20 protein-coding genes and 2 tRNA genes are annotated in these 21,533 nt (G+C 71.7%); 8 read left to right on the top strand and 14 right to left on the bottom strand.

Annotated elements, in window-relative coordinates:
- Window positions 1-3: 3 nt before the first annotated feature.
- Entirely contained in the window at window positions 4-534 is a 531-nt protein-coding gene (locus ACUY4T_RS01805) for a dihydrofolate reductase family protein (protein ID WP_446017179.1), read from the top strand.
- A 13-nt stretch (window positions 535-547) separates the two neighbouring features.
- Here ACUY4T_RS01805 and dxs read toward each other — a convergent pair whose 3' ends face one another.
- The 5 genes from dxs to dut all read right to left on the bottom strand — a co-directional run bounded on the left by dxs (window position 548) and on the right by dut (window position 7,439).
- Window positions 548-2,491, bottom strand: a complete 1,944-nt coding sequence (gene dxs, locus ACUY4T_RS01800; RefSeq protein WP_446017178.1) for a 1-deoxy-D-xylulose-5-phosphate synthase — start codon at window positions 2,489-2,491, stop codon at window positions 548-550.
- A gap of 128 nt (window positions 2,492-2,619) precedes the next feature.
- Complete coding sequence (acnA, locus tag ACUY4T_RS01795) at window positions 2,620-5,430, bottom strand: aconitate hydratase AcnA (RefSeq protein WP_446017177.1); 2,811 nt, start codon at window positions 5,428-5,430, stop codon at window positions 2,620-2,622.
- Between the two features lie 154 nt (window positions 5,431-5,584).
- A complete protein-coding gene (locus ACUY4T_RS01790; RefSeq protein WP_446017176.1) occupies window positions 5,585-6,367 on the bottom strand; it encodes a DUF3159 domain-containing protein in 783 nt (260 codons plus the stop codon).
- Window positions 6,364-6,984 (bottom strand): DUF3710 domain-containing protein, encoded by a 621-nt coding sequence (locus tag ACUY4T_RS01785; RefSeq protein ID WP_446017175.1) that lies wholly within the window; start codon window positions 6,982-6,984, stop codon window positions 6,364-6,366. Before ACUY4T_RS01785 ends, ACUY4T_RS01790 begins: the two co-directional genes overlap by 4 nt.
- Window positions 6,981-7,439, bottom strand: coding sequence for a dUTP diphosphatase (gene dut / locus ACUY4T_RS01780; protein WP_446017174.1), 459 nt, complete (start codon window positions 7,437-7,439; stop codon window positions 6,981-6,983). The genes ACUY4T_RS01785 and dut overlap by 4 nt, the downstream gene beginning before the upstream one ends.
- Window positions 7,440-7,477: 38 nt before the next feature.
- Between dut and ACUY4T_RS01775 the strand changes: the two genes are divergently transcribed.
- Window positions 7,478-7,945: a DUF3093 domain-containing protein gene (locus ACUY4T_RS01775; protein WP_446017173.1), complete on the top strand. Its 468-nt coding sequence runs from the start codon at window positions 7,478-7,480 to the stop codon at window positions 7,943-7,945.
- Here the strand turns inward: ACUY4T_RS01775 and ACUY4T_RS01770 are convergent.
- Entirely contained in the window at window positions 7,942-8,235 is a 294-nt protein-coding gene (locus ACUY4T_RS01770; RefSeq protein ID WP_446017172.1) for a DUF4193 domain-containing protein, read from the bottom strand. The two genes, ACUY4T_RS01775 and ACUY4T_RS01770, sit on opposite strands and share 4 nt — an antisense overlap.
- Before the next feature lie 193 nt (window positions 8,236-8,428).
- Between ACUY4T_RS01770 and sepH the strand changes: the two genes are divergently transcribed.
- Window positions 8,429-9,526: a septation protein SepH gene (gene sepH / locus ACUY4T_RS01765; RefSeq protein ID WP_446017171.1), complete on the top strand. Its 1,098-nt coding sequence runs from the start codon at window positions 8,429-8,431 to the stop codon at window positions 9,524-9,526.
- Here sepH and ACUY4T_RS01760 read toward each other — a convergent pair.
- On the bottom strand, window positions 9,523-9,837 hold the full coding sequence (locus tag ACUY4T_RS01760; protein WP_446017170.1) for a hypothetical protein: 315 nt from the start codon (window positions 9,835-9,837) through the stop codon (window positions 9,523-9,525). The genes sepH and ACUY4T_RS01760 overlap by 4 nt on opposite strands.
- Before the next feature lie 142 nt (window positions 9,838-9,979).
- Between ACUY4T_RS01760 and ACUY4T_RS01755 the strand changes: the two genes are divergently transcribed.
- Window positions 9,980-10,264 (top strand): DUF6504 family protein, encoded by a 285-nt coding sequence (locus tag ACUY4T_RS01755; RefSeq protein WP_446017169.1) that lies wholly within the window; start codon window positions 9,980-9,982, stop codon window positions 10,262-10,264.
- Between the two features lie 57 nt (window positions 10,265-10,321).
- On the opposite strand, the gene clpX is transcribed toward ACUY4T_RS01755, so the two are convergent.
- From clpX to ACUY4T_RS01725, 6 genes are all read right to left on the bottom strand, one after another.
- Entirely contained in the window at window positions 10,322-11,599 is a 1,278-nt protein-coding gene (clpX, locus tag ACUY4T_RS01750) for an ATP-dependent Clp protease ATP-binding subunit ClpX (RefSeq protein WP_446017168.1), read from the bottom strand.
- Between the two features lie 141 nt (window positions 11,600-11,740).
- A complete protein-coding gene (locus tag ACUY4T_RS01745) occupies window positions 11,741-12,409 on the bottom strand; it encodes an ATP-dependent Clp protease proteolytic subunit (RefSeq protein ID WP_446017167.1) in 669 nt (222 codons plus the stop codon).
- A 17-nt stretch (window positions 12,410-12,426) separates the two neighbouring features.
- Window positions 12,427-13,032: an ATP-dependent Clp protease proteolytic subunit gene (locus ACUY4T_RS01740; RefSeq protein ID WP_446017166.1), complete on the bottom strand. Its 606-nt coding sequence runs from the start codon at window positions 13,030-13,032 to the stop codon at window positions 12,427-12,429.
- Window positions 13,033-13,137: 105 nt separating this feature from the next.
- Complete coding sequence (locus ACUY4T_RS01735) at window positions 13,138-13,641, bottom strand: tetratricopeptide repeat protein (protein WP_446017165.1); 504 nt, start codon at window positions 13,639-13,641, stop codon at window positions 13,138-13,140.
- 84 nt (window positions 13,642-13,725) lie between these two features.
- Window positions 13,726-15,180 carry a trigger factor gene (gene tig, locus ACUY4T_RS01730; RefSeq protein ID WP_446017164.1) on the bottom strand — a complete coding sequence of 485 codons (1,455 nt, stop codon included), beginning with the start codon at window positions 15,178-15,180 and terminating at the stop codon, window positions 13,726-13,728.
- Between the two features lie 51 nt (window positions 15,181-15,231).
- Window positions 15,232-15,306, bottom strand: a tRNA-Pro gene (locus ACUY4T_RS01725).
- A gap of 198 nt (window positions 15,307-15,504) precedes the next feature.
- Between ACUY4T_RS01725 and ACUY4T_RS01720 the strand changes: the two genes are divergently transcribed.
- The 4 genes from ACUY4T_RS01720 to ACUY4T_RS01705 all read left to right on the top strand — a co-directional run bounded on the left by ACUY4T_RS01720 (window position 15,505) and on the right by ACUY4T_RS01705 (window position 20,849).
- The gene (locus ACUY4T_RS01720; protein ID WP_446017163.1) at window positions 15,505-19,311 is read left to right on the top strand and encodes an SCO7613 C-terminal domain-containing membrane protein; all 3,807 of its coding nucleotides are present in this window, start codon (window positions 15,505-15,507) and stop codon (window positions 19,309-19,311) included.
- Between the two features lie 50 nt (window positions 19,312-19,361).
- Window positions 19,362-19,432 (top strand) — tRNA-Gly (locus ACUY4T_RS01715).
- A 136-nt stretch (window positions 19,433-19,568) separates the two neighbouring features.
- Window positions 19,569-20,075, top strand: coding sequence for a Dps family protein (locus tag ACUY4T_RS01710; protein ID WP_446017162.1), 507 nt, complete (start codon window positions 19,569-19,571; stop codon window positions 20,073-20,075).
- A 63-nt stretch (window positions 20,076-20,138) separates the two neighbouring features.
- Window positions 20,139-20,849, top strand: coding sequence for a hypothetical protein (locus ACUY4T_RS01705; protein WP_446017161.1), 711 nt, complete (start codon window positions 20,139-20,141; stop codon window positions 20,847-20,849).
- 22 nt (window positions 20,850-20,871) lie between these two features.
- On the opposite strand, the gene ACUY4T_RS01700 is transcribed toward ACUY4T_RS01705, so the two are convergent.
- On the bottom strand, window positions 20,872-21,531 hold the full coding sequence (locus ACUY4T_RS01700) for a response regulator (protein WP_446017160.1): 660 nt from the start codon (window positions 21,529-21,531) through the stop codon (window positions 20,872-20,874).
- Between the last annotated feature and the right edge of the window lie 2 nt (window positions 21,532-21,533).

The following is a 21,533-nucleotide window of genomic DNA, read 5'->3' as shown; positions in this document are numbered from 1 at the left end:
ACGGTGACCAGGATCCAGTACTACGTCGCCTCGACCCTCGACGGCTTCATCGCCGACGAGCACGACGATCTCGCCTGGCTGCTGCAGTTCGGCATGGCCGACTTCACCGACCACTACGAGCGCTTCGTCGCCGAGGTGGGCGCCCTCGTGCTCGGCGCGACGACCTACGAGTGGGTGCTGCGCGAGGGCGGCGGCTGGCCGTACGGGTCGCTGCCGACCTGGGTGCTCACGCACCGCGACCTGCCCGTTCCGGCGGGCGCCGACATCCGCTTCGCCTCAGGCGACATCGTGCCGGTCGCCGATGCCGCGTCCGCCGCCGCCGCCGGTCGCAACGTGTGGCTCATCGGCGGCGGGCCCGTCGCGGCCCGCTTCCTCGAGGCGGGCAGGCTCGACGAGATCCTCGTGACCTACATGCCCGTCGCCCTCGGCCGGGGCCGGCCGTTGCTGCCCGTCGGCGCCGTCACGCCGCCGCTGCGATTGACGGGCGTGACCCGGCTCGGCGACGCCGTGGAGCACGTGTATCGCGTGGGGTGAGTCCCCGCGAGCGTCAGACCCGCGGCCGCGAGCCGGTCTCCGCCGCCAGGTCCGCCCCGGCGTTGCGTGCGTGCGGGAGCTTGCTGCCGAGCACCATCGCGGTGACGTCGCGCGCGATGTGCTGCGGGGTCAGGCCGACCTGCTCCAGGATGTCGCCGCGCGACCCGTGGTCGAGGAACTCGTCGGGCAGGCCGACCTCGGTGACGGCCGTGTCGACGCCGGCTTCACGGAGGTCCTGGCGGATCCGCGTGCCGATGCCGCCGACGCGGATGCCGTCCTCGATGCTGACGACGATGCGGTAGTCGGCGGCGAGGTCCACGACGCTCCGGGGCACGGGCACGACCCAGCGCGGGTCGACCACCGCGGCGCCGATGCCCTGCGCCGCGAGGCGCTCCGCGACCTCGAGGCCGATCCCGGCCATCGGGCCGACCGTCACGATGAGCACGTCGCGCCGTTCGGACTCGACGAGCACGTCGACGCCGTCCTCGGTCCGGCGGACCGCGTCGTACTCGGTGCCGACCGTGCCCTTCGGGAACCTCAGCACCGTGGGACCGTCGTCCACCTGCACCGCCTCGCCGAGCTCCTCGGCGAGCCGGACGGAGTCGCGCGGCGCGGCGATGCGGATGCCGGGGACGACCTGCAGGATCGAGAGGTCCCAGACGCCGTGATGGCTCGGACCGTCGGGCCCCGTGACGCCCGCCCGGTCGAGCACGAACGTGACGCCGGCCTTGTGCAGGGCGACATCCATCAGCACCTGGTCGAAGGCGCGGTTGATGAACGTCGCGTAGACCGCGACGACCGGGTGGAGCCCGCCGAACGCCAGGCCGGCCGCCGACGTCGCCGCGTGCTGCTCGGCGATGCCGACGTCGAACACCCGCCCCGGGAAGCGCTCCGCCATGCGGTGCAGTCCGGTCGGGCGCAGCATGGCCGCCGTGATGCCGACCAGCCGCTCGTCGCGCTCGGCGAGGCTCACGAGCTCGTCGGCGAACACGCCCGTCCACGAGGGTGCCGAGGCCTTCTCGATCGACTCGCCGGTCTCGGGATCGATCTGCCCGACCGCGTGGAACTGGTCGGCGACGTCGCGACGGGCCGGCTCGTAGCCGCGGCCCTTGTCGGTGATCGCGTGCACGATCACGGGGGCGCCGTACGACTTCGCCTGCCGCAGCGCCTCCTCGACGGCGCGGGCGTCGTGCCCGTCGATGGGGCCGATGTACTTGATGTCGAGGTTCGAGTAGAGCGCCTCATTGCCGCTGAACCGGCTGAGGAAGCCGTGCAGCCCGCCGCGGACCCCGCGGTAGAAGGCCCGCCCCGGCGACCCGAGCTTCTCGAACGCACTGCGGCTGCGCAGGTGCAGCGTGCGATACGACTGCCTGGTGCGCACCGAGTTGAGGAACCGAGCCATTCCGCCGATGGTGGGCGCATACGAGCGGCCGTTGTCGTTGACCACAACGACGAGGTTGCGCGTGTTGTCGTCAGAGATGTTGTTCAGCGCCTCCCAGGTCATGCCGCCGGTGAGCGCGCCGTCACCGACCACCGCCACGACGTGGCGATCGCCCTGGCCCGTCATCTCGAACGCCTTCGAGATGCCGTCCGCCCACGAGAGCGAGCTCGAGGCGTGGGAGCTCTCGACGACGTCGTGCGCCGACTCGGAACGCTGCGGGTAGCCGGCGAGGCCGCCCGTCTGCCGAAGCGTGCTGAAGTCCTGGCGGCCCGTCAGGAGCTTGTGCACGTACGACTGGTGACCGGTGTCGAAGATGATGGGGTCGCGCGGGGAGTCGAACACGCGGTGGATCCCGATGGTCAGCTCGACGACGCCGAGGTTCGGTCCGAGGTGACCGCCGGTCTTCGACACGCTCGCCACGAGCACTTCGCGGATCTCCCTCGCGAGCTCCTCGAGCTGGTCGTGGGTCAGCGCGTCCAGGTCACGGGGACCTCGGATGGTGTCGAGCAGCCTCATTCGTCGTGCCTCCAAGACGGGGGCGTCGCCGCCCCTGGGGTTCGTTGAAGTCTACGCCGGACGACCTGAGAGCCCGGGCAGAGTACGAGGGCGGCGAGCTGCGCTCGCCGCCCTCGTGGGTCACCGCGTCAGACGAGGCTGCGCAGCACGTACTGCAGGATTCCGCCGTTGCGGTAGTAGTCGGCCTCACCCGGGGTGTCGATGCGGACGACCGCGTCGAACTCGACCGTCTGCTTGCCGGCGGGCGAGTGCTCGCTCGGCTCGGCGACGACGTGCACCGTCTTCGGCGTGGTGCCCTCGTTCAGCTGCTCGAGGCCGGTGATGGAGACCACCTCGGTGCCGTCGAGTCCGAGCGAGTCGGCGGTCTCGCCGGCCGGGAACTGCAGCGGGACGACGCCCATGCCGATGAGGTTCGAGCGGTGGATCCGCTCGAAGCTCTCGGTGATGACGGCCTTCACGCCCAGCAGGTTGGTGCCCTTCGCGGCCCAGTCGCGGCTCGAGCCCGAACCGTATTCCTTGCCGCCGAAGATCACGAGCGGGATGCCCTGCGCCTGGTAGTTCATCGACGCGTCGTAGATGAACGACTGGGGGGCGTCCGCCTGGGTGAAGTCCCGGGTGTAGCCGCCCTCGACGCCGTCGAGGAGCTGGTTCTTCAGTCGGATGTTCGCGAACGTGCCGCGGATCATCACCTCGTGGTTGCCGCGACGCGACCCGTAGGAGTTGAAGTCCTTGCGGTCGACGCCGTGCTCGGTGAGGTACCGGCCCGCCGGGCTGTCGGCCTTGATCGATCCGGCCGGCGAGATGTGGTCGGTGGTGACCGAGTCGCCGAGCTTCGCGAGCACCCGGGCGCCCGAGATGTCGGTCACGGGGGTGGTCTCGAGGGTCATGCCCTCGAAGTACGGAGGCTTGCGCACGTAGGTCGACTCGGTGTCCCACTCGAAGGTGGCACCCGTCGGGGTGGGCAGGTTGCGCCAGCGCTCGTCGCCCTCGAAGACGCTCGCGTACTGGCGGGTGAACATCTCCTCGTTGATCGACTCGTCGATCGTCTTCTGGACCTCGGCGGCGTCGGGCCAGATGTCCTTGAGGAAGACGTCGTTGCCGTCCGAGTCCTGCCCCAGCGGGTCGGTCTCGAAGTCGAAGTTCATCGAGCCGGCCAGCGAGTACGCGATCACGAGCGGGGGGCTGGCGAGGTAGTTCATCTTCACGTCGGGGTTGATGCGCCCCTCGAAGTTGCGGTTGCCCGAGAGCACCGCGGTCACCGCGAGGTCGCTCTCCTGCACCGCGGCCGAGACCTCCTCGATCAGCGGGCCGGAGTTGCCGATGCAGGTGGTGCAGCCGTAGCCGACCGTGTAGAAGCCGAGGTCCTCGAGGTCGCGGGTGAGTCCGGCCTTCTCGTAGTACTCGGTGACGACCTTGGAGCCCGGCGCGAGCGTGGTCTTGACCCACGGCTTGGCCTTCAGCCCCTTCTTCACGGCGTTGCGGGCGAGCAGGCCGGCCGCCAGCATGACGGACGGGTTCGACGTGTTGGTGCACGACGTGATCGCCGCGATGGTCACGGCGCCGTGGTCGAGCGTGTAGCTGGCGCCCTCCGGCGTGGTCACCGGGGTCGGCTTCGACGCCGAGGCCGGCGCGTGGCTGCGGTGGTGGTGCACATGCAGGTTGTGCTCGTCCTCCGGCGTGTTGCCGGGCGGGTCGGAGGCCGGGAACGACTCGGCGATCTCGAGGTCGACCAGGTCGTGGTCGACGTCGGCGTAGTTCGTGAGGTCCTTCTCGAACTGCGACTTCGCGTCCGACAGCACGATGCGGTCCTGGGGACGCTTCGGTCCGGCGATGGACGGGACGACCGTCGCGAGGTCGAGCTCGAGGTACTCCGAGTAGGAGGGCTCGTTGTCGGCGTCGTGCCAGAGCTTCTGGGCCTTCGCGTACGCCTCGACGAGCGCGAGCTGCTCCTCGCTGCGGCCGGTGAGTCGCAGGTAGTCGATCGTGACGCCGTCGATCGGGAACATCGCGGCGGTCGAGCCGAACTCCGGGCTCATGTTGCCGATGGTCGCGCGGTTGGCCAGCGGCACGGATGCCACGCCCGAGCCGTAGAACTCGACGAACTTGCCGACGACGCCGTGCTTGCGGAGCATGTCGGTGATGGTGAGCACGACGTCGGTCGCGGTGACGCCGGTCGGGATCTCGCCCGAGAGCTTGAAGCCGACGACCTTGGGGATGAGCATCGACACGGGCTGCCCGAGCATCGCGGCCTCGGCCTCGATGCCGCCCACGCCCCAGCCCAGCACGCCCAGGCCGTTGACCATGGTGGTGTGCGAGTCGGTGCCGACGCAGGTGTCGGGGTAGGCGCGCGTGACGCCGTCCACGTCGCGGTGGTAGATGACCTTCGCCAGGTGCTCGATGTTCACCTGGTGGACGATGCCGGTGCCCGGCGGGACGACCTTGAAGTCGTCGAACGCCGTCTGGCCCCAGCGCAGGAACTGGTACCGCTCGCCGTTGCGCTCGTACTCGATCTCGACGTTGCGCTCGAGGGCGTTCTCGGTGCCGAACAGGTCGGCGATGACCGAGTGGTCGATGACCATCTCGGCGGGCGAGAGCGGGTTGATCTTGTTCGGGTCGCCGCCCAGGGCGACGACGGCCTCGCGCATGGTCGCGAGGTCGACGATGCAGGGCACGCCGGTGAAGTCCTGCATGACCACGCGGGCCGGGGTGAACTGGATCTCGGTGTCGGGCTCGGCGGTCGGGACCCACGATCCCAGGGCCTCGATCTGCTCCTTGGTGACGTTCGCACCGTCCTCGGTGCGGAGCAGGTTCTCGAGGAGCACCTTCAGGCTGAAGGGGAGCTTCTCGTGACCGGGGACCGTCTCGATCCGGTAGATCTCATACGACTGGTCGCCGACGTGGAGCGTGTCCTTCGCCCCGAAACTGTTCACTGCAGACACGGTGTCCTCTCCTTCGCGGATGCCGCCCTCGCGGCGGCACGTGACGGTGCCCGGGTGATCCGTTGCCCGCCCCCAGCAAGGCTAGTGCAGGGCCCCGCCGGCCGACAGGCTCACTCCGGCATCCGGAAATTATCTTGATATCGAGATAACTCTATCACTCGGCCGATGCGGGTCGCGCCGGGTAGACCGCCCGCACCACGAGCCACGAGAACACCAGCAGGAGCGCGTAGAGCGGCACGCCCATCAGCAGTCGCGTGGCGCCGAGGGCCTCGACGTCGCCGGCGAAGTAGAACGGCACCTGCACCGACAGTCGCGCGACGAACATGCCGAGCCAGACCAGCGTGAGCAGCTGCATCGCGAGGAAGGTGCGCCGCCGCCCGCGCCACGCCGTCCCGTCGCCCTTCAGGAAGCCGACGATGATCCCGACCAGGGGCCAGCGCACCACCAGCGAGACGAGGATGGCGATCGCGTAGGCCGCGTTCGTGTAGAACCCGATGACGTAGTTGTCCTCCGCGCGCCCCGTCCACAACGACAGCGCAGCGGATGCCGCGACCCCGATGAGCCCCGCGATCGCCTGCGTGGGCTGGCTCCGGGTGACCAGGCGCACCCCGGTGAACACCACCGCGAGCCCGAGGGAGGCGGCGAGGGCCCACATGAGCTCGCGCGTGAACGTGTAGACGAGCAGGAACACCAGGCCGGGCAGGATCGCCTCCGCGAGCCCGCGCACGCCGCCGAGGGCGCCGAGGAGGTCGGCCGGGGTCAGCGTCTCCTCCCGGGCGATCCTGCCGAGGCCGGACCGCTCGGCGGCGGCGGCCAGCTGGCGGCCGAGGTCGTCGGCGTCGGGGCCGGGCGCCGGAGCCGCCTCGCCGCCCGGTGCGGGCGCGTCGGCGGGCTCGTCGCGAAGCGAGCCGTTCCCGTCCGGGTTCTCGGGCGTCACGCGGTCGGACCGCCCGTCGACGACGTCGGCATGCGGAGCGGGATGAGGTCGCGAGGGGGCATCGGGGTGTTGCCGCGCACCACGACGATCGAGCGGAACAGGTCCTCGACCTTCGCCGCCGCCGTCGGATCCGCCGCCGCCTCGCCGGCGATGACGCCGCGCAGGAACCAGCGCGGCCCATCGACGCCGATGAAGCGGGCGAGTCGAATCTGGCCCGCCTGGCCGTCCGCCGTGGTGACCGGGATCTGGGCCAGCAGTTCGGGGCCGAACGACCCCTCGCGCACCGTCGTGGTGCCGCCCTGCCGGGCGATCTGGTCGGCGATCTGGTCGCGGATCTCGTGCCACAGCCCACTCGAACGCGGCGCCGCGAAGGGCTGCACCTGCAGCGTCGAGTTGGCGTAGTCGAGCCCGACCGCCACGACCCGCTTGGAGCCCTCCTCGACCTCGAGCCTGAGGTGGAGGCCTTCGCGGGGAAGCACCTTGACGCCGCCCAGGTCGACGTAGGGACGGACGGGGTTCGCCTCGGACTCGTCGAGCGGGCCGTTGGCCGAGCGGTCGGCCGGCGCCGACTTCGGCTGGTCGACGGGGAAGTCGTCGATGTTCTCGATGTCGCTCACGCGTGTGCTCCTGACTGGTTCGCCCCGAATCCGGTCGACCCGAACCCTCCCTCGCCGCGCAGGCTGCCGGGAAGTCGCTCGACCTCCACGAACCGCGCGCGGCTCACCGGCATGACGACGAGCTGGGCGATGCGGTCGCCCGCCTCGATGCGGTAGGCCTCGCGCGCGTCGGTGTTCAGCAGCGCGACCTTGATCTCGCCGCGGTAGCCCGCGTCGACGGTTCCGGGGGCGTTGACGATGGTGATGCCGTGCTTGAAGGCGAGTCCGGACCGCGGCACCACGAACGCGACGTACCCGTCGGGCAGCGCGATGGCCACCCCCGTGCCGACCGTCGCGCGCTCCCCCGGCTCGAGGACGACGCCTTCGGCGGCGTGGAGGTCGGCGCCGGCATCGCCCGGATGGGCGTATGCGGGCAGGCGGTCGGCCGTGATCAGCACATCGACGGAATCGGTCACCGTTCGAGGGTAGTGCAGAAGTCTGGTCTGATAGTCCCATGCCCGACTACCGCGAACGGCTGTGGCCGACGCCCTGGATCTACCTCATCAGCCTGTTGCTCATCCCGTCGAGCATCCTCGTCCTCGCGCCGGTGTCGGTGCCCGCGGGGGTCGCGACGGGTCTCCTGCTGTACCTCGCCGTCGCCGGTTCGCTGACGCTCACGGCGCCCGTCATCGAGGTCGCCGACGGCAGGCTGCGCGCGGGGCGCGCCGAGGTGCCGCTGACCCTCGTCGGCGAGCCGGTTCCCGCCATCGGCGACGCCGCGCGGGTCGAGCGGGGAACGGGGCTGGACGCACGCGCGTTCCTCGTGATCCGCGGATGGATCCGCGACGTGGTGCGGGTGCCGATCGAGGACGCCGCGGACCCCGCGCCCTACTGGCTCGTGTCGACCCGGCACCCCAACGAACTGGCCGCCGCGATCCGACGAGGATCGCGGCGGCCGGAAGTCGGCGAGGAGCGCGCCTAGGCGGCGCACTCCAGGCAGATGGGCCCGAGCTTGGTCTCGTGGTCCATCTGGGAGCGGTGCTTCACGAGGAAGCAGCTGACGCAGGTGAACTCATCGGCCTGCGGCGGCAGCACGACGACGTCGAGCTCGACGTCGGACAGGTCGGCTCCCGCGAGGTCGAAGCTGCCGGGGTTGTCGGCGTCCTCGACGTCGACGGCGCTCGACATCTTGTCGGGCACGCGCTCCTTGAGGGCCTCGATCGACTCCGAGTCGTCTTCGGTCTTCCGCGGCGCGTCGTAATCCGTTGCCATTCCCATCCTTTTTTCCTGTGCCGAGGGTTCGGCGGCCATAGTCTGCATCAAATCAATGGCGTAAGCAAACCATTCCGGGGCCGCCTCTTCCGGTGGAATGCACAACTCGCGGCGCGCCCGCCGTATTCCCGTGCGCCGGGCCGGCGCCGTGGCATCCTTGGGCGGAGACGAAGGCACGGAAAGGCTTCTCGCGATGCAGGAACTGAAGGTGATCGGTGTCGAGGACGGCGCCCTCGTCGCAGCCTCCGATGACGGGGCGCGATTCCGGATCGAGATCGACGAGGTGCTCCAGTCGCGCATCCGCCACGCGGTCCCCGAGACTCACGCCGGCCCCAAGCTCTCCCCCCGCGAGGTGCAGGCCCACATCCGCTCCGGGCTCTCGGCCGAGGAGGTCGCCGAGCTGACCGGTGCGTCCGTCGACTACATCCGGCGATTCGAGGGGCCGGTGATCGCCGAGCGCGAACACATGGTGACCTCCGCGCTCGCCGTGCCGATGCATGCGCCCGGCGAATCCGATTCCGACGAGCCCGCCTCCTTCGGCAGCGTGGTGCGCGAGCGCCTCGCCGCCCTCGGCGCGCACGGCGAGCGATGGGCCAGCTGGAAGGACGTCGAGCGCGGCTGGATGGTGAAGCTCGAGTTCACCGCCGACGGGATCGACCACGACGCGCGCTGGTCGTTCGAACCCCGGAAGCAGGCCCTGCATCCGCAGAACGCCGATGCTTCGACGCTCTCCAAGCAGGGCGAGGCCCGCGGCGGGATGATCCCGCGACTGCGCGCCGTCTCGCCGGAGGACGAGTCCTCCCGGTTCGACAGCGGTGCGTTCACGTTCGACGCGACCGACGTCGCCGACGACGACACCGCCCCGCAGCCCGAGATCGGCGCGCCGCGCCAGTCGTCGCCCGCGTCGAGCGCGGCCGTCGCCCGCGCCGCCATCAAGCGGGCCGACGAACCCGCACCGCCGACCGGCGAGACCGCCGACCTGCTCGAAGCGCTGCGCCGACGTCGCGGTGAGCGCGAGTCGGTCACCGGCTCCGTCGAATCCGTGCCCGCCCCTCCCCCGTTCGCGCCGACCATCTCCGCGCCGGCCACGGCGACCGAGCTCCCCGCCCCGACCGCCGAGGCCTCGTCCGGACCGGAGGACGAGGCCGACGAGAGCCGGGCGGGTGCGGCCGCGCGGGCGCTCTGGGGCGGGAAGGCGTCGAGCTCGGCGCGTCCCAAGAAGGGCCGTGCGGCGATGCCGAGCTGGGACGAGATCGTCTTCGGAGCCCGGACGGACGACGACCTGGCCTAGCGGCGACCCCGCGCGCGGAGCGCGTGCTCGATCTGCTCACGGGTGGGCGCGCGAGCCGGACCCGACCCGGTCGCGTAGACGCGGCAGGCGAGCACACCGGTCCGACCCGGGGTCGGGAACAGGTCCTCGCCGTCGACGGTGATCGTCGGCGAGCCCGCGAAGCCGGCCCGGGCCGCCTGGGACGCGCTCCGGACGACGACGTAGTCGACCGGCACGTCCGCGAGTCCGACCGCGTCGAGGGCCTGCCTCGCACCGGCCCCCGCCTCGGCGCGATGCGGACAGCCCTCGATGTGCAGCACGTGAACCTCCACCCCGCCATTCTCGCCCCACGTCCTCGACGCGTCACCCGTGACCCGACGACGCCCGATCGGACGCCGCGCGACCCGACCGGTCCTGTTCGTCACGGCCGGACGCTGGTACCATTCGAACACACGTTCGAATGAAGGAGGGCGGATGCGTCTCACGACCGAACCCGCCGAGGTGTGGACCGACGAATCCGGCATCCCCGAGCGACTCGTCTGGCGCTCCCAGCGGTATCGGGTCACCGACATGCCGACTCCGCTCGTGGGACAGGCGGAATGGTGGCACGTGTTCGCGGCGCACGAGGTCGCGCCCGGGCGCGCCCCGCTGGCGATCACGGGGTGGCGCTTCCAGGCCACGGGCGACGACGGCGAGGCCCGCATGTTCGACGTGGGCCATGACGGCCGGCACTGGCACGTGCTGCGCGTGTTCGACTGACCGTCGACGCGACTCGGCGCGTCTCCGGCCCGACCCGGTGGCCTCGTCGTGGCGCTGCTAGGCGGACTTCTCCGCGCGTCGCGGCTTCGCCGGCACGATCGTCGGCGCGGCGTTGTCGATGACGGTCTCCTTCGTGACCACGACGCGCGCCACTCCCGTGGTGGAGGGCACCTCGAACATGATCGGACCGAGCACCTCCTCCATGATCGCGCGGAGGCCGCGCGCGCCGGTCTGGCGGAGCACGGCGAGGTCGGCGATGGCCTCGAGTGCGGCGTGCTCGAACTCCAGCTGCACCCCGTCGAGTTCGAACATGCGCTGGTACTGCCGCACGAGGGCGTTCTTCGGCTCGGTGAGGATCTCCATGAGGGCCGATCGGTCGAGCGGGGTCACGGTCGCGACCACGGGCAGTCGACCGATGAACTCCGGGATCAGCCCGAACTTGTGCAGGTCCTCCGGCAGCACCTCGCTGAACAGCTCCGCTTCATCCTGCTTGGAGTGCAGCGGCGCCCCGAAGCCGATGCCGCGCTTGCCGGCACGGGACGAGATGATCTCCTCCAGCCCTGCGAACGCACCCGCGACGATGAACAGCACGTTCGTCGTGTCGATCTGGATGAACTCCTGGTGCGGATGCTTCCGTCCGCCCTGCGGCGGCACGGAGGCGACCGTGCCCTCGAGGATCTTCAGCAGGGCCTGCTGGACGCCCTCGCCCGATACGTCGCGGGTGATCGAGGGGTTCTCCGCCTTGCGGGCGATCTTGTCGACCTCGTCGATGTAGATGATGCCCGTCTCGGCGCGCTTGACGTCGTAGTCGGCGGCCTGGATCAGCTTGAGGAGGATGTTCTCGACGTCCTCGCCGACGTAGCCCGCCTCGGTCAGGGCGGTGGCGTCGGCCACCGCGAACGGCACGTTGAGCTGCTTCGCCAGCGTCTGCGCGAGGTAGGTCTTGCCGCAGCCCGTCGGCCCGATCAGCAGGATGTTCGACTTCGCGATCTCGACGTCGTCGTTCGCTCGCTCGGCGGAGGAGATCGACGCCTTCGCCCGCACGCGCTTGTAGTGGTTGTAGACCGCCACGGCGAGGGCGCGCTTGGCCGCCTCCTGGCCGATGACGTACTCCTCGAGGAACGCGAAGATCTCCTTGGGCTTGGGCAGCTCGAACTCGCCCGACTCCGCCTCGCCCGCCTCGGCGAGCCGCTCCTCGATGATCTCGTTGCAGAGCTCGACGCATTCGTCGCAGATGTACACGCCGGGACCGGCGATCAACTGCTGCACCTGCTTCTGGCTCTTTCCGCAGAAGGAGCACTTCAGCAGGTCAGCACTCTCCCCGATCCGTGCCATCGTTTCCTCCCTCGAAACGCGTCTGCTCCGAGCCTAGCCCGACGAAGGTCGGGCGGGGTCGATCCGCCACGGTTTGGCGGAAACGTGACGGACGAAGGGGCGGATGCGGCATCCGCACCCGCCCCCTCGAGCGTCGGTCGATCAGCGCGAGAGCGCCGGCAGCGTCTTGCGCGACGTCAGCACCTGGTCGATCAGGCCGTACTCCTGGGCCTCCGCGGCCGACAGGATCTTGTCGCGGTCGATGTCGGCGTTGACCTGCTCGATGGTCCGGTTGGAGTGCTTCGCGAGCGTCTCCTCGAGCCACGTGCGCATGCGCAGGATCTCGGCCGCCTGGATCTCGATGTCGGACGCCTGGCCGTGGCCCGCCTCGCCCATCGCGGGCTGGTGGATCAGGACGCGGGCGTTCGGCAGCGCGAGGCGACGACCGGGCGTGCCGGCCGCCGCGATCACCGCCGCCGCGGAGGCGGCCTGACCCAGCACGACGGTCTGGATCTGCGGGCGGATGTACTGCATCGTGTCGTAGATCGCGGTCATGGCGGTGAACGAGCCGCCGGGCGAGTTGATGTACATCATGATGTCGCGGTCCGGGTCCATCGACTCGAGCACGAGCAACTGCGCCATGATGTCGTCGGCCGACGCGTCGTCGACCTGCACGCCGAGGAAGATGATGCGGTCCTCGAAGAGCTTGGCGTACGGGTCCTGGCGCTTGTAGCCGTAGGCCGTGCGCTCCTCGAAGCTCGGCAGGATGTAGCGCGACCCGGGGGCCTGGGCGCCGCTGAACGCGGTGCCGCCGAAAGCGGGGATGTTCATTCGCAGTTCTCTCTTCCTCAGGCCTGGGTGTCCTCGAAGCCGGGCTGGGTGCCGCCTCCGCCGGAGACGTCGACGGCCGACTCGCGGATGTGGTCGACGAAGCCGTACTCGAGGGCCTCCTGCGCGCTGAACCACCGGTCGCGGTCGCCGTCGCGGTTGATCTGCTCGACCGACTTGCCGGTCTGCGCGGCGGTGATCTCGGCGAGGCGCTTCTTCATGTCGAGGATGAGCTGCGCCTGGGTCTGGATGTCGCTCGCGGTGCCGCCGAAGCCGCCGTGCGGCTGGTGCAGCAGCACGCGGGCGTTGGGCGTGATGTAGCGCTTGCCCTTGGTCCCGGCCGTGAGCAGGAGCTGCCCCATCGACGCCGCCATTCCGATGCCGACCGTGACGATGTCGTTCGGAACGAACTGCATCGTGTCGTAGATGGCCATGCCCGCCGTGATCGACCCGCCGGGCGAGTTGATGTAGAGGTAGATGTCCTTCTTCGGGTCCTCGGCGGCGAGGAGCAGCAGCTTCGCGGCGATCTCGTTCGCGTTGTCGTCGCGCACCTCGGAACCGAGCCAGATGATGCGGTCCTTCAGCAGTCGATCGAACACACTGGGCTGCAGTGTCGGTTCGGCCATGGATTTCGCTCCGTTTCGTTCGTGCGTTGTGTCGAATCTATCCGGTGCAACACGCGGGAACCGGGCTGTTCGCCGTCGGCGGATGCCGCGCCGCCCCGGCGCCGGTCAGGCCTCCGCGGTCGCCCGGCCGGGCGAGCCGCCGAGTTCCCGGGCGTAGGCGTCGACGGCGCGGCGGTACTGCGGCAGGTGCGCCGCGAGGGCCACGAGTGCGACGGATGCCGCGTCATCCGCTCGGCCGCACGATGCGAGCGCGAGGGCGCGGAAGGCCTCGACCGCGTCGGCCAGATCGCCGGCGTCGTCGCGGACGACCTCGAGCACGTCGAGCGACTCCGCGGCACGGCCGAGGTTGCGCAGCGTCGACGCGAGCTGGATGTGCGCCTCCACGCGGGCCCGCCCAGAGAGGCCGAGCGCGAGCGCCCGACGGTACCCGGGCTCGGCCTCGGACTCGAGCCCGGCGGAGTCGCGGGCGCCCGCCGCCTCGAACGACCCGCGCGGGTCCTCGGCGGGGAGCTCGGCCACCAGCGCGTCGATGCGGGCGATCACCGCATCGTCCCCGAGTTCCGATGCCGTGCTCCACACGGCGTCGACGCGTCGCTGCCAGTCGTCCATGTCACCTTCCCTCACGCCGCGGAGACGACGGACGGGGCCGGGCATGATGCCCGGCCCCGTCGCATGCTCGCGGAACGACGCCGACTACTCGGCGTCGGCCTTCTTCGCGGTGCGCTTGCGCGCGGGCTTCTTCTCCTCCGCGGGCGCGTCCTCGGCGGGTGCGTCCTCGGCGGCGGCCTTCTTGGTGGTGCGCTTGCGCGCCGGCTTCTTCTCCTCGGCCGGCGCCTCCTCGGGCTCGGCCTCGGTGGAGTCGGCGTCCTCGACGTCGGCCGTGAACTCGGCGAGGTCGACGGAGTTGCCGGCGGCATCCTTCACCGTCACCTTGCCGAGCGCGATCGCGAGCGCCTTGTTGCGCGCGACCTCGCCGACCATGGCGGGGATCTGGCCGTTCTGGCTGAGGATCTGCACGAACTCGTTCGGGTCCATGCCGTACTGCGCGGCACCCTGGACGAGGTACTGCGTGAGCTCCTCCTGGCTGACCTGGACCTGGTGCTTCTCGGCGATCGCGTCGAGGACGATCTGCGTCTTGAACGCCTTCGTGCTCGCCTCGGTGACCTCGGCGCGGTGCTCGTCGTCCTCGAGGCGCCCCTCGGACTCGAGGTGGCGGTGCACCTCGTCCTCGATGACGCTGTCGGCGACCGGGACCTCGACGAGCTCCAGGAGCTTGTCGACGAGGGCGTCGCGGGCCTGGCTGCCCTGGCCGAACGACTTGTTCTTGGCGACCTGCTCGGTGAGGCTCGCGGTGAGCTCGTCGAGCGTGTCGAACTCGCTCGCGATCTGGGCGAAGTCGTCGTCGGCCTCGGGCAGCTCGCGCTCCTTCACCGCGGTGACGGTGACGGTGATCTCGGCGGTCTCGCCCTGGTGGTCGCCACCGAGCAGCTTCGACTCGAAGGTGGTGGTCTCACCCGCGGTGAGCGAGTCGAGCGCCTCGTCGATGCCCTCGAGCAGCTCGCCCGAACCGAGCTCGTACGAGACGCCGCTGGCCGTGTCGACCTCGGTGCCGTCGATCACGGCGACGAGGTCGAGCGTCACGAAGTCGCCGGTCTTCGCCGGACGGTCGACGGTGATCAGCGTGCCGAAGCGGCTGCGCAGTCGCTCGAGCTCCTCGGTGACCTCGTCGTCGCCGACCTCGACCGTGTCGACGGTGAGCTCGAGGCCCTCGTAGTCGGGCAGCTCGATCTCGGGACGGACGTCGACCTCGATGGCCAGCAGCAGGTCGCCCGAGAAGTCCTTCTCGTTCGGCCACTCGACGATGTCGGCCGACGGACGGCCGAGCGGGCGGAGCTCGTGCTCGGTCACCGCGGCGCGGTAGAACCCGTCGAGGCCCTCGTTGACCGCGTGCTCGAGCACGGCGGCCTTGCCGACCCGCTGGTCGATGATGGGCGGCGGCACCTTGCCCTTGCGGAAGCCGGGCACGGCGATCTGCTCGGCGATGTGCTCGTAGGCGTGGGCGATGCTGGGCTTCAGCTCCTCGGGCGTCACCGAGATGGTGAGCTTGGCGCGAGTCGGGCTCAGCTTCTCAACCGAAGTGGTCGGCATGGGGGAGATTCTCCTGTTTGGTGGAAGTTCGTGTCGAGCCTGTGCGACTCGTCGGGGCGACAGGATTCGAACCTGCGACCTCCCGCTCCCAAAGCGGGCGCTCTAGCCAAGCTGAGCTACGCCCCGAGCCGTCGGCTTGACTCGTCGTCCGGCCGCGTCGGCACGCCGGAGCGCGTCGAAGTGCGGATGGACCCCCGAAAGTCTACTGCACGCGCCGTGCGGGCCCACGACCGCCCCTCCTCCCGGACCGTGCGGCCGCCGCTCTGCGCGTGTCGGGGTCTCCACCGAGGCGCCGGCGCCGATCACCGTGCCAGAGTGAGCCGCATGACCGATCCGACGCGTCCCGCGGCGTCCGCTCTGCCCCGATGGCCCAGCCGTCCCGAGCTGCTGGTCGACACGACGCGCTGCCCCGCATGCTTCTCCGAGCTCACGAGCTCGGTGTGCGCGACGTGCGGCCTGCGACTCGACGTCCCCGAGGCGAACCTGGTGCTCGCCGCGGGCGCGCGGGTGCACGAGGCCGAGCGCGATCGCCGACGTCTGGTCTCGGAGATGTTCGCCCGCCAGGCCGAGGCCGTCCGCGGTGCGACCGCTCCCCCGGTCGGCGCGGTCGCCGCGACGCCGGCGCTCCATGCCGCGATCCCGGCGACCACCGGCTCGTCGCTGCCCGTCGAGCTGCCGCCGCCGGCGACGCCGGGGGGCCCGCCGCTCTCGCCGCCGTCCACCCGGATGCCCGAACCCGCGACGCCGGCGCCGTCGGCCGCCGAACCCGGCCCGCCCACCGGACCGCGACGCTCCGGCGTGCAGGTCTTCCTGCTCGCGCTCGGCGTGGTGCTGCTGTCGGTGGCCGCCGTGGTCTTCCTGCTGGTCGCGTACCTCATCGCCACGCTCGAAGTCCGCTCGGTGATCATCGGCGTGGCGAGCATCATCGTGCTGGCGCTGGCGTGGCTCCTGCGCGTCCGGCGCTTGGCCGGCACGGCCGAGGGCGTCGCCGCGGTCGGCGTAGTGCTCATCGTGCTCGACATCTGGATCGTGCGGGCGAACGGCCTCTTCGGCGCCGACCGTCCCGACGAGGCCGGCTACTGGGGCACCGCGCTCCTGGTCGTGGCCGCCCTGCTCGCGGGGATCCGTGTGCTCACCGGCGTGCGGGTGCCCGGACTCGCTGCGGCGCTCGCGGCGCCCGTCGCGGCGTTCCTGCTCGGCTTCGCCGCGGCGCCGGCCGATCGTCCGGCGACGGGTGCGTGGCTCGGCGGGCTCGCGGCATCCGCCGTCGGCACGGCCGCCGTGTTCCTCCCCGCACGAGCCGAGCGCCTCATCGCCGTGGTGGCGGGGCTCGTCGGATCCTCGATCGCGACGGTCGCCGCCGTGGGGGCGCTCCCGGATGTCGCGTGGGGCGTGACGTGGGCGTTCCTGGCGGCCGCCGTCGCGTGGGCCGCGGTCGCCGTCACCGTGCGGTTCCGGGGGCGATCGGCCGACGGCGGTGCCGCGCTCGCCGGGTCGATCGGCGCCGGCACGGCATCCGCCCTCGGCGTCGCGCTCGGCGCGGCACGCGAACTCGATGCGACCCTCGCGATGTGGGTGGCCCCGACGGCGGCCGGCGTCGTCGTCGTGCTGCTGAGCCTCGGCGCGCGGCACGGACGACGGCTCGCGCGCGATGCCGCCGCCGCCGGCATCGCCGCCGCCGGCATCGCCGCGGCGGCGCTGCTCCCCGCGATCGCCGTCGCCGTGCTCGCCGGCGTCCAGCTCATCGGATCGACGTCGATCGCCTGGTCCGTCGAGGCGCTGGCGGAGCGGCCGGAGGTCGCGACCGGGGCGGCGTTCGGCGCCGTGCTCGCTCCCCTCGGCGCCGCCGCGGCGTCGGCGGGCGCCATCGCCGTCGTTCCGCGCCTGCGTCGGGCGATCGCGCTGCCGATCGCGCTGGCCCTGTTCGCGGGACTCGCCGCCGCCACCACCGCGGCCACCCTCCTCGCCGCGGTCGTGCTGCTCGGCGCGGTCGCCGTGCTGGCGCTCGCGCTGGCGTGGTGGCCGCCGCTGCGTCCCGTCGGCGGGACGCGTGCGGTCCTCGCCGTCGCGGGCATCCCCGCCGCCGCCGCGGCATGGTGGATGTCGCACGCGAGCCCGGCCCTGTGGCCGTGGCTCGTCGTCGCGGCGATCATCGTCGCCGTCGCCGGGCGCCTGCTCGCACGAGGGGTGTGGGGACCGCGCTTCGGGCCCGCGATCGGGTCCGCGCACGTCGTCGTCGCGGCGCTCCTCATCGTCGCGGCGGCCGTGGTGCTGCCGTCCTGGGCCCAGGCCGCCGGTACGCCGCTCGCGGCGCCGTGGTCCGCTCCCGCGTTCACCACCGCGGCCGCCGGCACCGCTGCGCTGGCGCTGCTCCTCGCGCCGCGCTGGCCGAAGGCCGACCGGACAGCCGCGACGATCCCCCTGCTCTCGGCTGCGGCGCTCGGCACGACGGTCCTGGCCGTCCCGACGATCGCACAGGCGTTCGACCGTCTCGAGGGCGTGCCGTTCGTCGAGGACCCCTGGGCGTGGTCGCCCGCGGCGGCGCTCACGATCGTCGGTCTGGGCTGGATCCGCTGGGACCGCTCCTGGGCGCGGACCGCCTTCGCCGCGATCGTGCCGCTGGCCACCGTGCTCGCCCTCGCGGGCGCGGCGACGACGGCGGGCGAGGGGCCTCGGGCCGCGATCGGCGCCGCGATCGGCGTCCTCGGCGCCGCCGCCCTCGGCCTCCTCGTGCTCCCGGCCGCCGACCCGGTGCGCCGGGCCTGGACGGCGTCGGTCTCGATGCTCACCCTGATCACCGCCGTCGCCGGACTCGCCCCGCCGAGCGCGCCCGGGCTCACGTGGCTCGTGCTGCTCGTCCTCGCGCCGGCTCCGGTGCTGCTCGCCGCGCGGTTCGGCGACCCGATCGCCGGAGCGGATCCGATGCGGCACCTGGCGTGGGCCACGCCGATCCTGCTGATCGGGAGCGCGTGGAGCTGGTTCGCCGGCGCGGGCGTCGACGACGTGGAGGCCTATACGCTCCCGGCCGCCGCCGTCGTGGCCGCGGTCGGGCTCCTCCTGGCCTGGCGGCGGCCGACCCGCTCGACGGTCGAGCCCGCGCGCACCGCATTGGCCGCGACCGCCCTGGCCGTGGCCGTGCTGCCGAGCGCCGCCATGGCCGGCGAATCCGAGCTGCGCGCGCTCGTCCTCGTCGCCTCCGGTGGCGTGGCGGTCCTCGCCGCCGCGTTCCTTCCCGACCACCTGCGCGGCGTCCCGATCCGCCTGCTCGTCCTGCTCGCGGGATGGGCTGCCGCCACGGTCGCCGGCGTCGTCCGCGGCCTCGCGATGGCGTCGGGCTCCGCCGAGGGACTCCCGGTGGAGTTCTGGCCGGCCCTCGCGCTGGCCGTCGGCGTCGTCGCCTCCGTCACCTCGGTTCGATGGCGCAGCGGGCCATCGTGGCTGCCCGACGCGCTGTTCCCCTCCTCGATCGTGATCGCCGCGATGCCGACGGTCGTCGCCATCGTCGCCGGCGAGCAGTCGACCCTGCGCACCGCCCTGCTCCTGGCCGCGCTCGGCACGCTGCACGTCGCCTCGGTCGCCGTCGCGACGCGACCCGTCGCCGGAGCGGCCACCGGCTGGACGTCGCTCGCGCTGATGGCGGTGACCGCCGGGGTCGCGCTGCCGCTCCGCGTGCTGGAACCCGTCGGCGTCGTCGGACCGGTCGACCTCGTCACCTCGCTCATCGGCACGACCCTGATCGTCGCGGGCGCGCTGCGCCTCCGACGGTCCGGGGACGCCGGGAGCTGGGCCGCCCTCGGACCGGGCCTGGCGATCGTCCTGCTGCCGGCGCTGATCGCCGACTGGACCGATCCCGAGCTCTGGAGGATCGTCGCACTCGGTGCGATCGCGCTCGCCGCGGTCGTCGTGGGCGTCGCCCTGCGCCTGCAGGCGCCGTTCGCGCTCGGCGGCGGCGTGCTGCTCGTCCACGCGGTCGCCCAGCTCTGGCCCTGGATCAGCCGGCTGTACCAGGCGGAGTGGTGGTGGCTCTGGCTCGGGATCGCGGGCGCGGTGCTCATCGCGGTCGCCGCGACCTACGAACGCCAGCTCCGCTTCGCGCGGGGCGCGATCCGATCGTTCGCGGCCCTGCGCTGAGCAGCGGCGCGCGTGTACTACGATGATCGGGTGCCCGCTCGCGGGCGCTCGGGGATGTAGCTCAATGGTAGAGCCTCAGTCTTCCAAACTGATGGTGCGGGTTCGATTCCCGTCATCCCCTCCGAATCGGATCTTCGTCGCAACTGCCGCGGTCGCCGCATCCCGTCAACCCCCTGCGAATCGCACCCCCTCGCTGGGCCCTCCCGCGGCCCCCGGCGTAGCGTGATGGCGTACGTCATCGAGTGGAAGGGGACCACATGACCGACTCCAAGACGGCTCCGAAGAAGTCCGCCGCGAAGAAGGCCGGCGCCGACCCCGAGGTCGCCTCGGGCGTCTCGCAGTTCTTCACGCCCGTCGTCCACGAACTCACGGCGCTCGCCGTCAACGGCAAGCAGGCGCACTGGAACGTCCGCGGCCGCGACTTCCTCGAGGTGCACGAGTTCCTCGACACGGTCGTCGACCACGCTCAGGAGTGGGCCGACCTCGCCGCCGAACGCGTCGTCGCCCTCGGGCTGCCCATCGACGCCCGGCTCTCGACGATCGCGAGCGAGAGCGAGGCCGTGAACCCCAAGGCCGGGTTCAAGCAGTCCGACGACACGATCGCCGACGTCGTCGCGCAGATCGACGTGGCCACCGAGAAGGTGAACGCCGCGATCGAGGGGCTCGAGGAACTGGACCCGGCGAGCCAGGACGTGGCGATCGCGATCCGTCAGGGCCTCGACAAGGACCGCTGGTTCCTCGCCGCGCACACGAGCGTGGAGTAGGCCGCCGCTCCCGCCCGGGCGTTCCCGGGTGCGGAATCCCGGGCCCGGGTGCACAATGCCACTATGGCGGCAGCACCCGGGCCCGAGCCGACTCCGCCGGCATCGGGCGGCGGTCCGGATGGCGGCGAGTTGACCGACGCGCAGAAGTCGCTGCGTGCGCAGATGCTCGCCACCGAGCACTGGAGCCTCCTCGCCTCGCGGAGCACCACCCAGAGCGAGCTGCTCACCCGCATCGCGATCTACCTCACGCTCGTGTCGGCGGGCCTGGTCACGCTGAGCGTGCTCGGCAACGCGACCGGGTTCCGAGGCTGGTTCGGCGTCGCGGCGATCAGCGTGCTGGCGCTGCTCGCGCTCCTCGGCTTCATCACGCAGACGCGGGTGCTCAACGGCATGACCGAGGACCTCGCCTACGTCATCGCGATGAACCGGTTGCGGGGCGCGTACCTCGACCTCGATCCCGGGTTGGCCCCGTACCTGCTCAGCTCGGCGAACGACGACGAGCTCGGCGCGCACCGGACGTACTTCCCGTTCGGTGCGCGCCCGAGCCAGCCCTTCGCCAGCTCGATGACCGTGATCGCCTCGGTGGAGAGCGCCATGGTCGGCCTGCTGGTCGGCGCCGTCGTGACCTCGTTCGGCGGTGCGACCGCCGTCGCCGTGGGTGTCGGCGTCGCCGTCGCGGTCGGCTGGTTCGTGCTCTGGGCGCGAATCGGCTACGTCCGCTACCGCGACGTCTTCGGCACCTACACGGCGCTTCGCCCGACGCCCTCCGACTGACGCCCGCCGCCCGGGGCCGTGGTCAGCGCCGGAGCCAGGCGAGCACCGCCAGCACGCGCCGGTGGTCGGTGCCGGAGTCCTCGAGGCCGAGCTTCTGGAAGATCGAGGTCACGTTCTTCTCCACGGCGCCGACGCCGATGAACAGCTGCGAGGCGATGCCCGCGTTCGTGCGCCCCTCGGCCATGAGCTCGAGCACCTCGCGCTCGCGAGGCGTGAGCGATGCGAGCGGGTCGCCGCGCCGCGCGAGCAGCTCGCGCACGACCTGCGGGTCGAGCACCGTGCCGCCGTCGCGGATGCGGAGCACCGCGTCCTGCAGGTCGTCGAGCGAGGCCACGCGGTCCTTCAGCAGGTAGCCCATGCCCCCGTCGGCCGACGCGAGCAGCTCGTGCGCGTACGTGCCCTCGACGTACTGGCTGAGCAGCAGCACGCCGAGCCCCGGCACGCGACGGCGCAGCTCGATCGCGGCGCGCACGCCCTCGTCGCGGAACGTCGGCGGCATGCGCACGTCGAGCACCGCGACATCCGGGGACGCGCGATCGAGGTCGGCGAGGAGCGCGTCGGCGTCGCCGTAGGCGCCGACGGTCTCGAACCCCGCCTCGTCGAACAGCCGCACGAGCCCCTCCCGGAGCAGCATCGAATCCTCGGCGAGGACGACGCGCACGGGCGCACCCTGATCGGTCACCG

Source organism: Agromyces arachidis (assembly GCF_052805135.1).
Note: the sequence above shows the minus strand (reverse complement) of the source record. Positions and strands in the feature narration are given on the sequence as shown.

What these genes read in the sequence shown, in the direction of transcription:
- dxs (WP_446017178.1), bottom strand. Translation starts at nt 2,491, where the DNA reads ATGAGGCTGCTCGACACCATCCGAGGTCCCCGTGACCTGGACGCGCTG.
- ACUY4T_RS01775 (WP_446017173.1), top strand. Translation starts at nt 7,478, where the DNA reads ATGCCCGACTACCGCGAACGGCTGTGGCCGACGCCCTGGATCTACCTC.
- ACUY4T_RS01770 (WP_446017172.1), bottom strand. Translation starts at nt 8,235, where the DNA reads ATGGCAACGGATTACGACGCGCCGCGGAAGACCGAAGACGACTCGGAG.
- sepH (WP_446017171.1), top strand. Translation starts at nt 8,429, where the DNA reads ATGCAGGAACTGAAGGTGATCGGTGTCGAGGACGGCGCCCTCGTCGCA.
- ACUY4T_RS01755 (WP_446017169.1), top strand. Translation starts at nt 9,980, where the DNA reads ATGCGTCTCACGACCGAACCCGCCGAGGTGTGGACCGACGAATCCGGC.
- clpX (WP_446017168.1), bottom strand. Translation starts at nt 11,599, where the DNA reads ATGGCACGGATCGGGGAGAGTGCTGACCTGCTGAAGTGCTCCTTCTGC.
- ACUY4T_RS01745 (WP_446017167.1), bottom strand. Translation starts at nt 12,409, where the DNA reads ATGAACATCCCCGCTTTCGGCGGCACCGCGTTCAGCGGCGCCCAGGCC.
- ACUY4T_RS01740 (WP_446017166.1), bottom strand. Translation starts at nt 13,032, where the DNA reads ATGGCCGAACCGACACTGCAGCCCAGTGTGTTCGATCGACTGCTGAAG.
- ACUY4T_RS01735 (WP_446017165.1), bottom strand. Translation starts at nt 13,641, where the DNA reads ATGGACGACTGGCAGCGACGCGTCGACGCCGTGTGGAGCACGGCATCG.
- tig (WP_446017164.1), bottom strand. Translation starts at nt 15,180, where the DNA reads ATGCCGACCACTTCGGTTGAGAAGCTGAGCCCGACTCGCGCCAAGCTC.
- ACUY4T_RS01720 (WP_446017163.1), top strand. Translation starts at nt 15,505, where the DNA reads ATGACCGATCCGACGCGTCCCGCGGCGTCCGCTCTGCCCCGATGGCCC.
- ACUY4T_RS01710 (WP_446017162.1), top strand. Translation starts at nt 19,569, where the DNA reads ATGACCGACTCCAAGACGGCTCCGAAGAAGTCCGCCGCGAAGAAGGCC.
- ACUY4T_RS01705 (WP_446017161.1), top strand. Translation starts at nt 20,139, where the DNA reads ATGGCGGCAGCACCCGGGCCCGAGCCGACTCCGCCGGCATCGGGCGGC.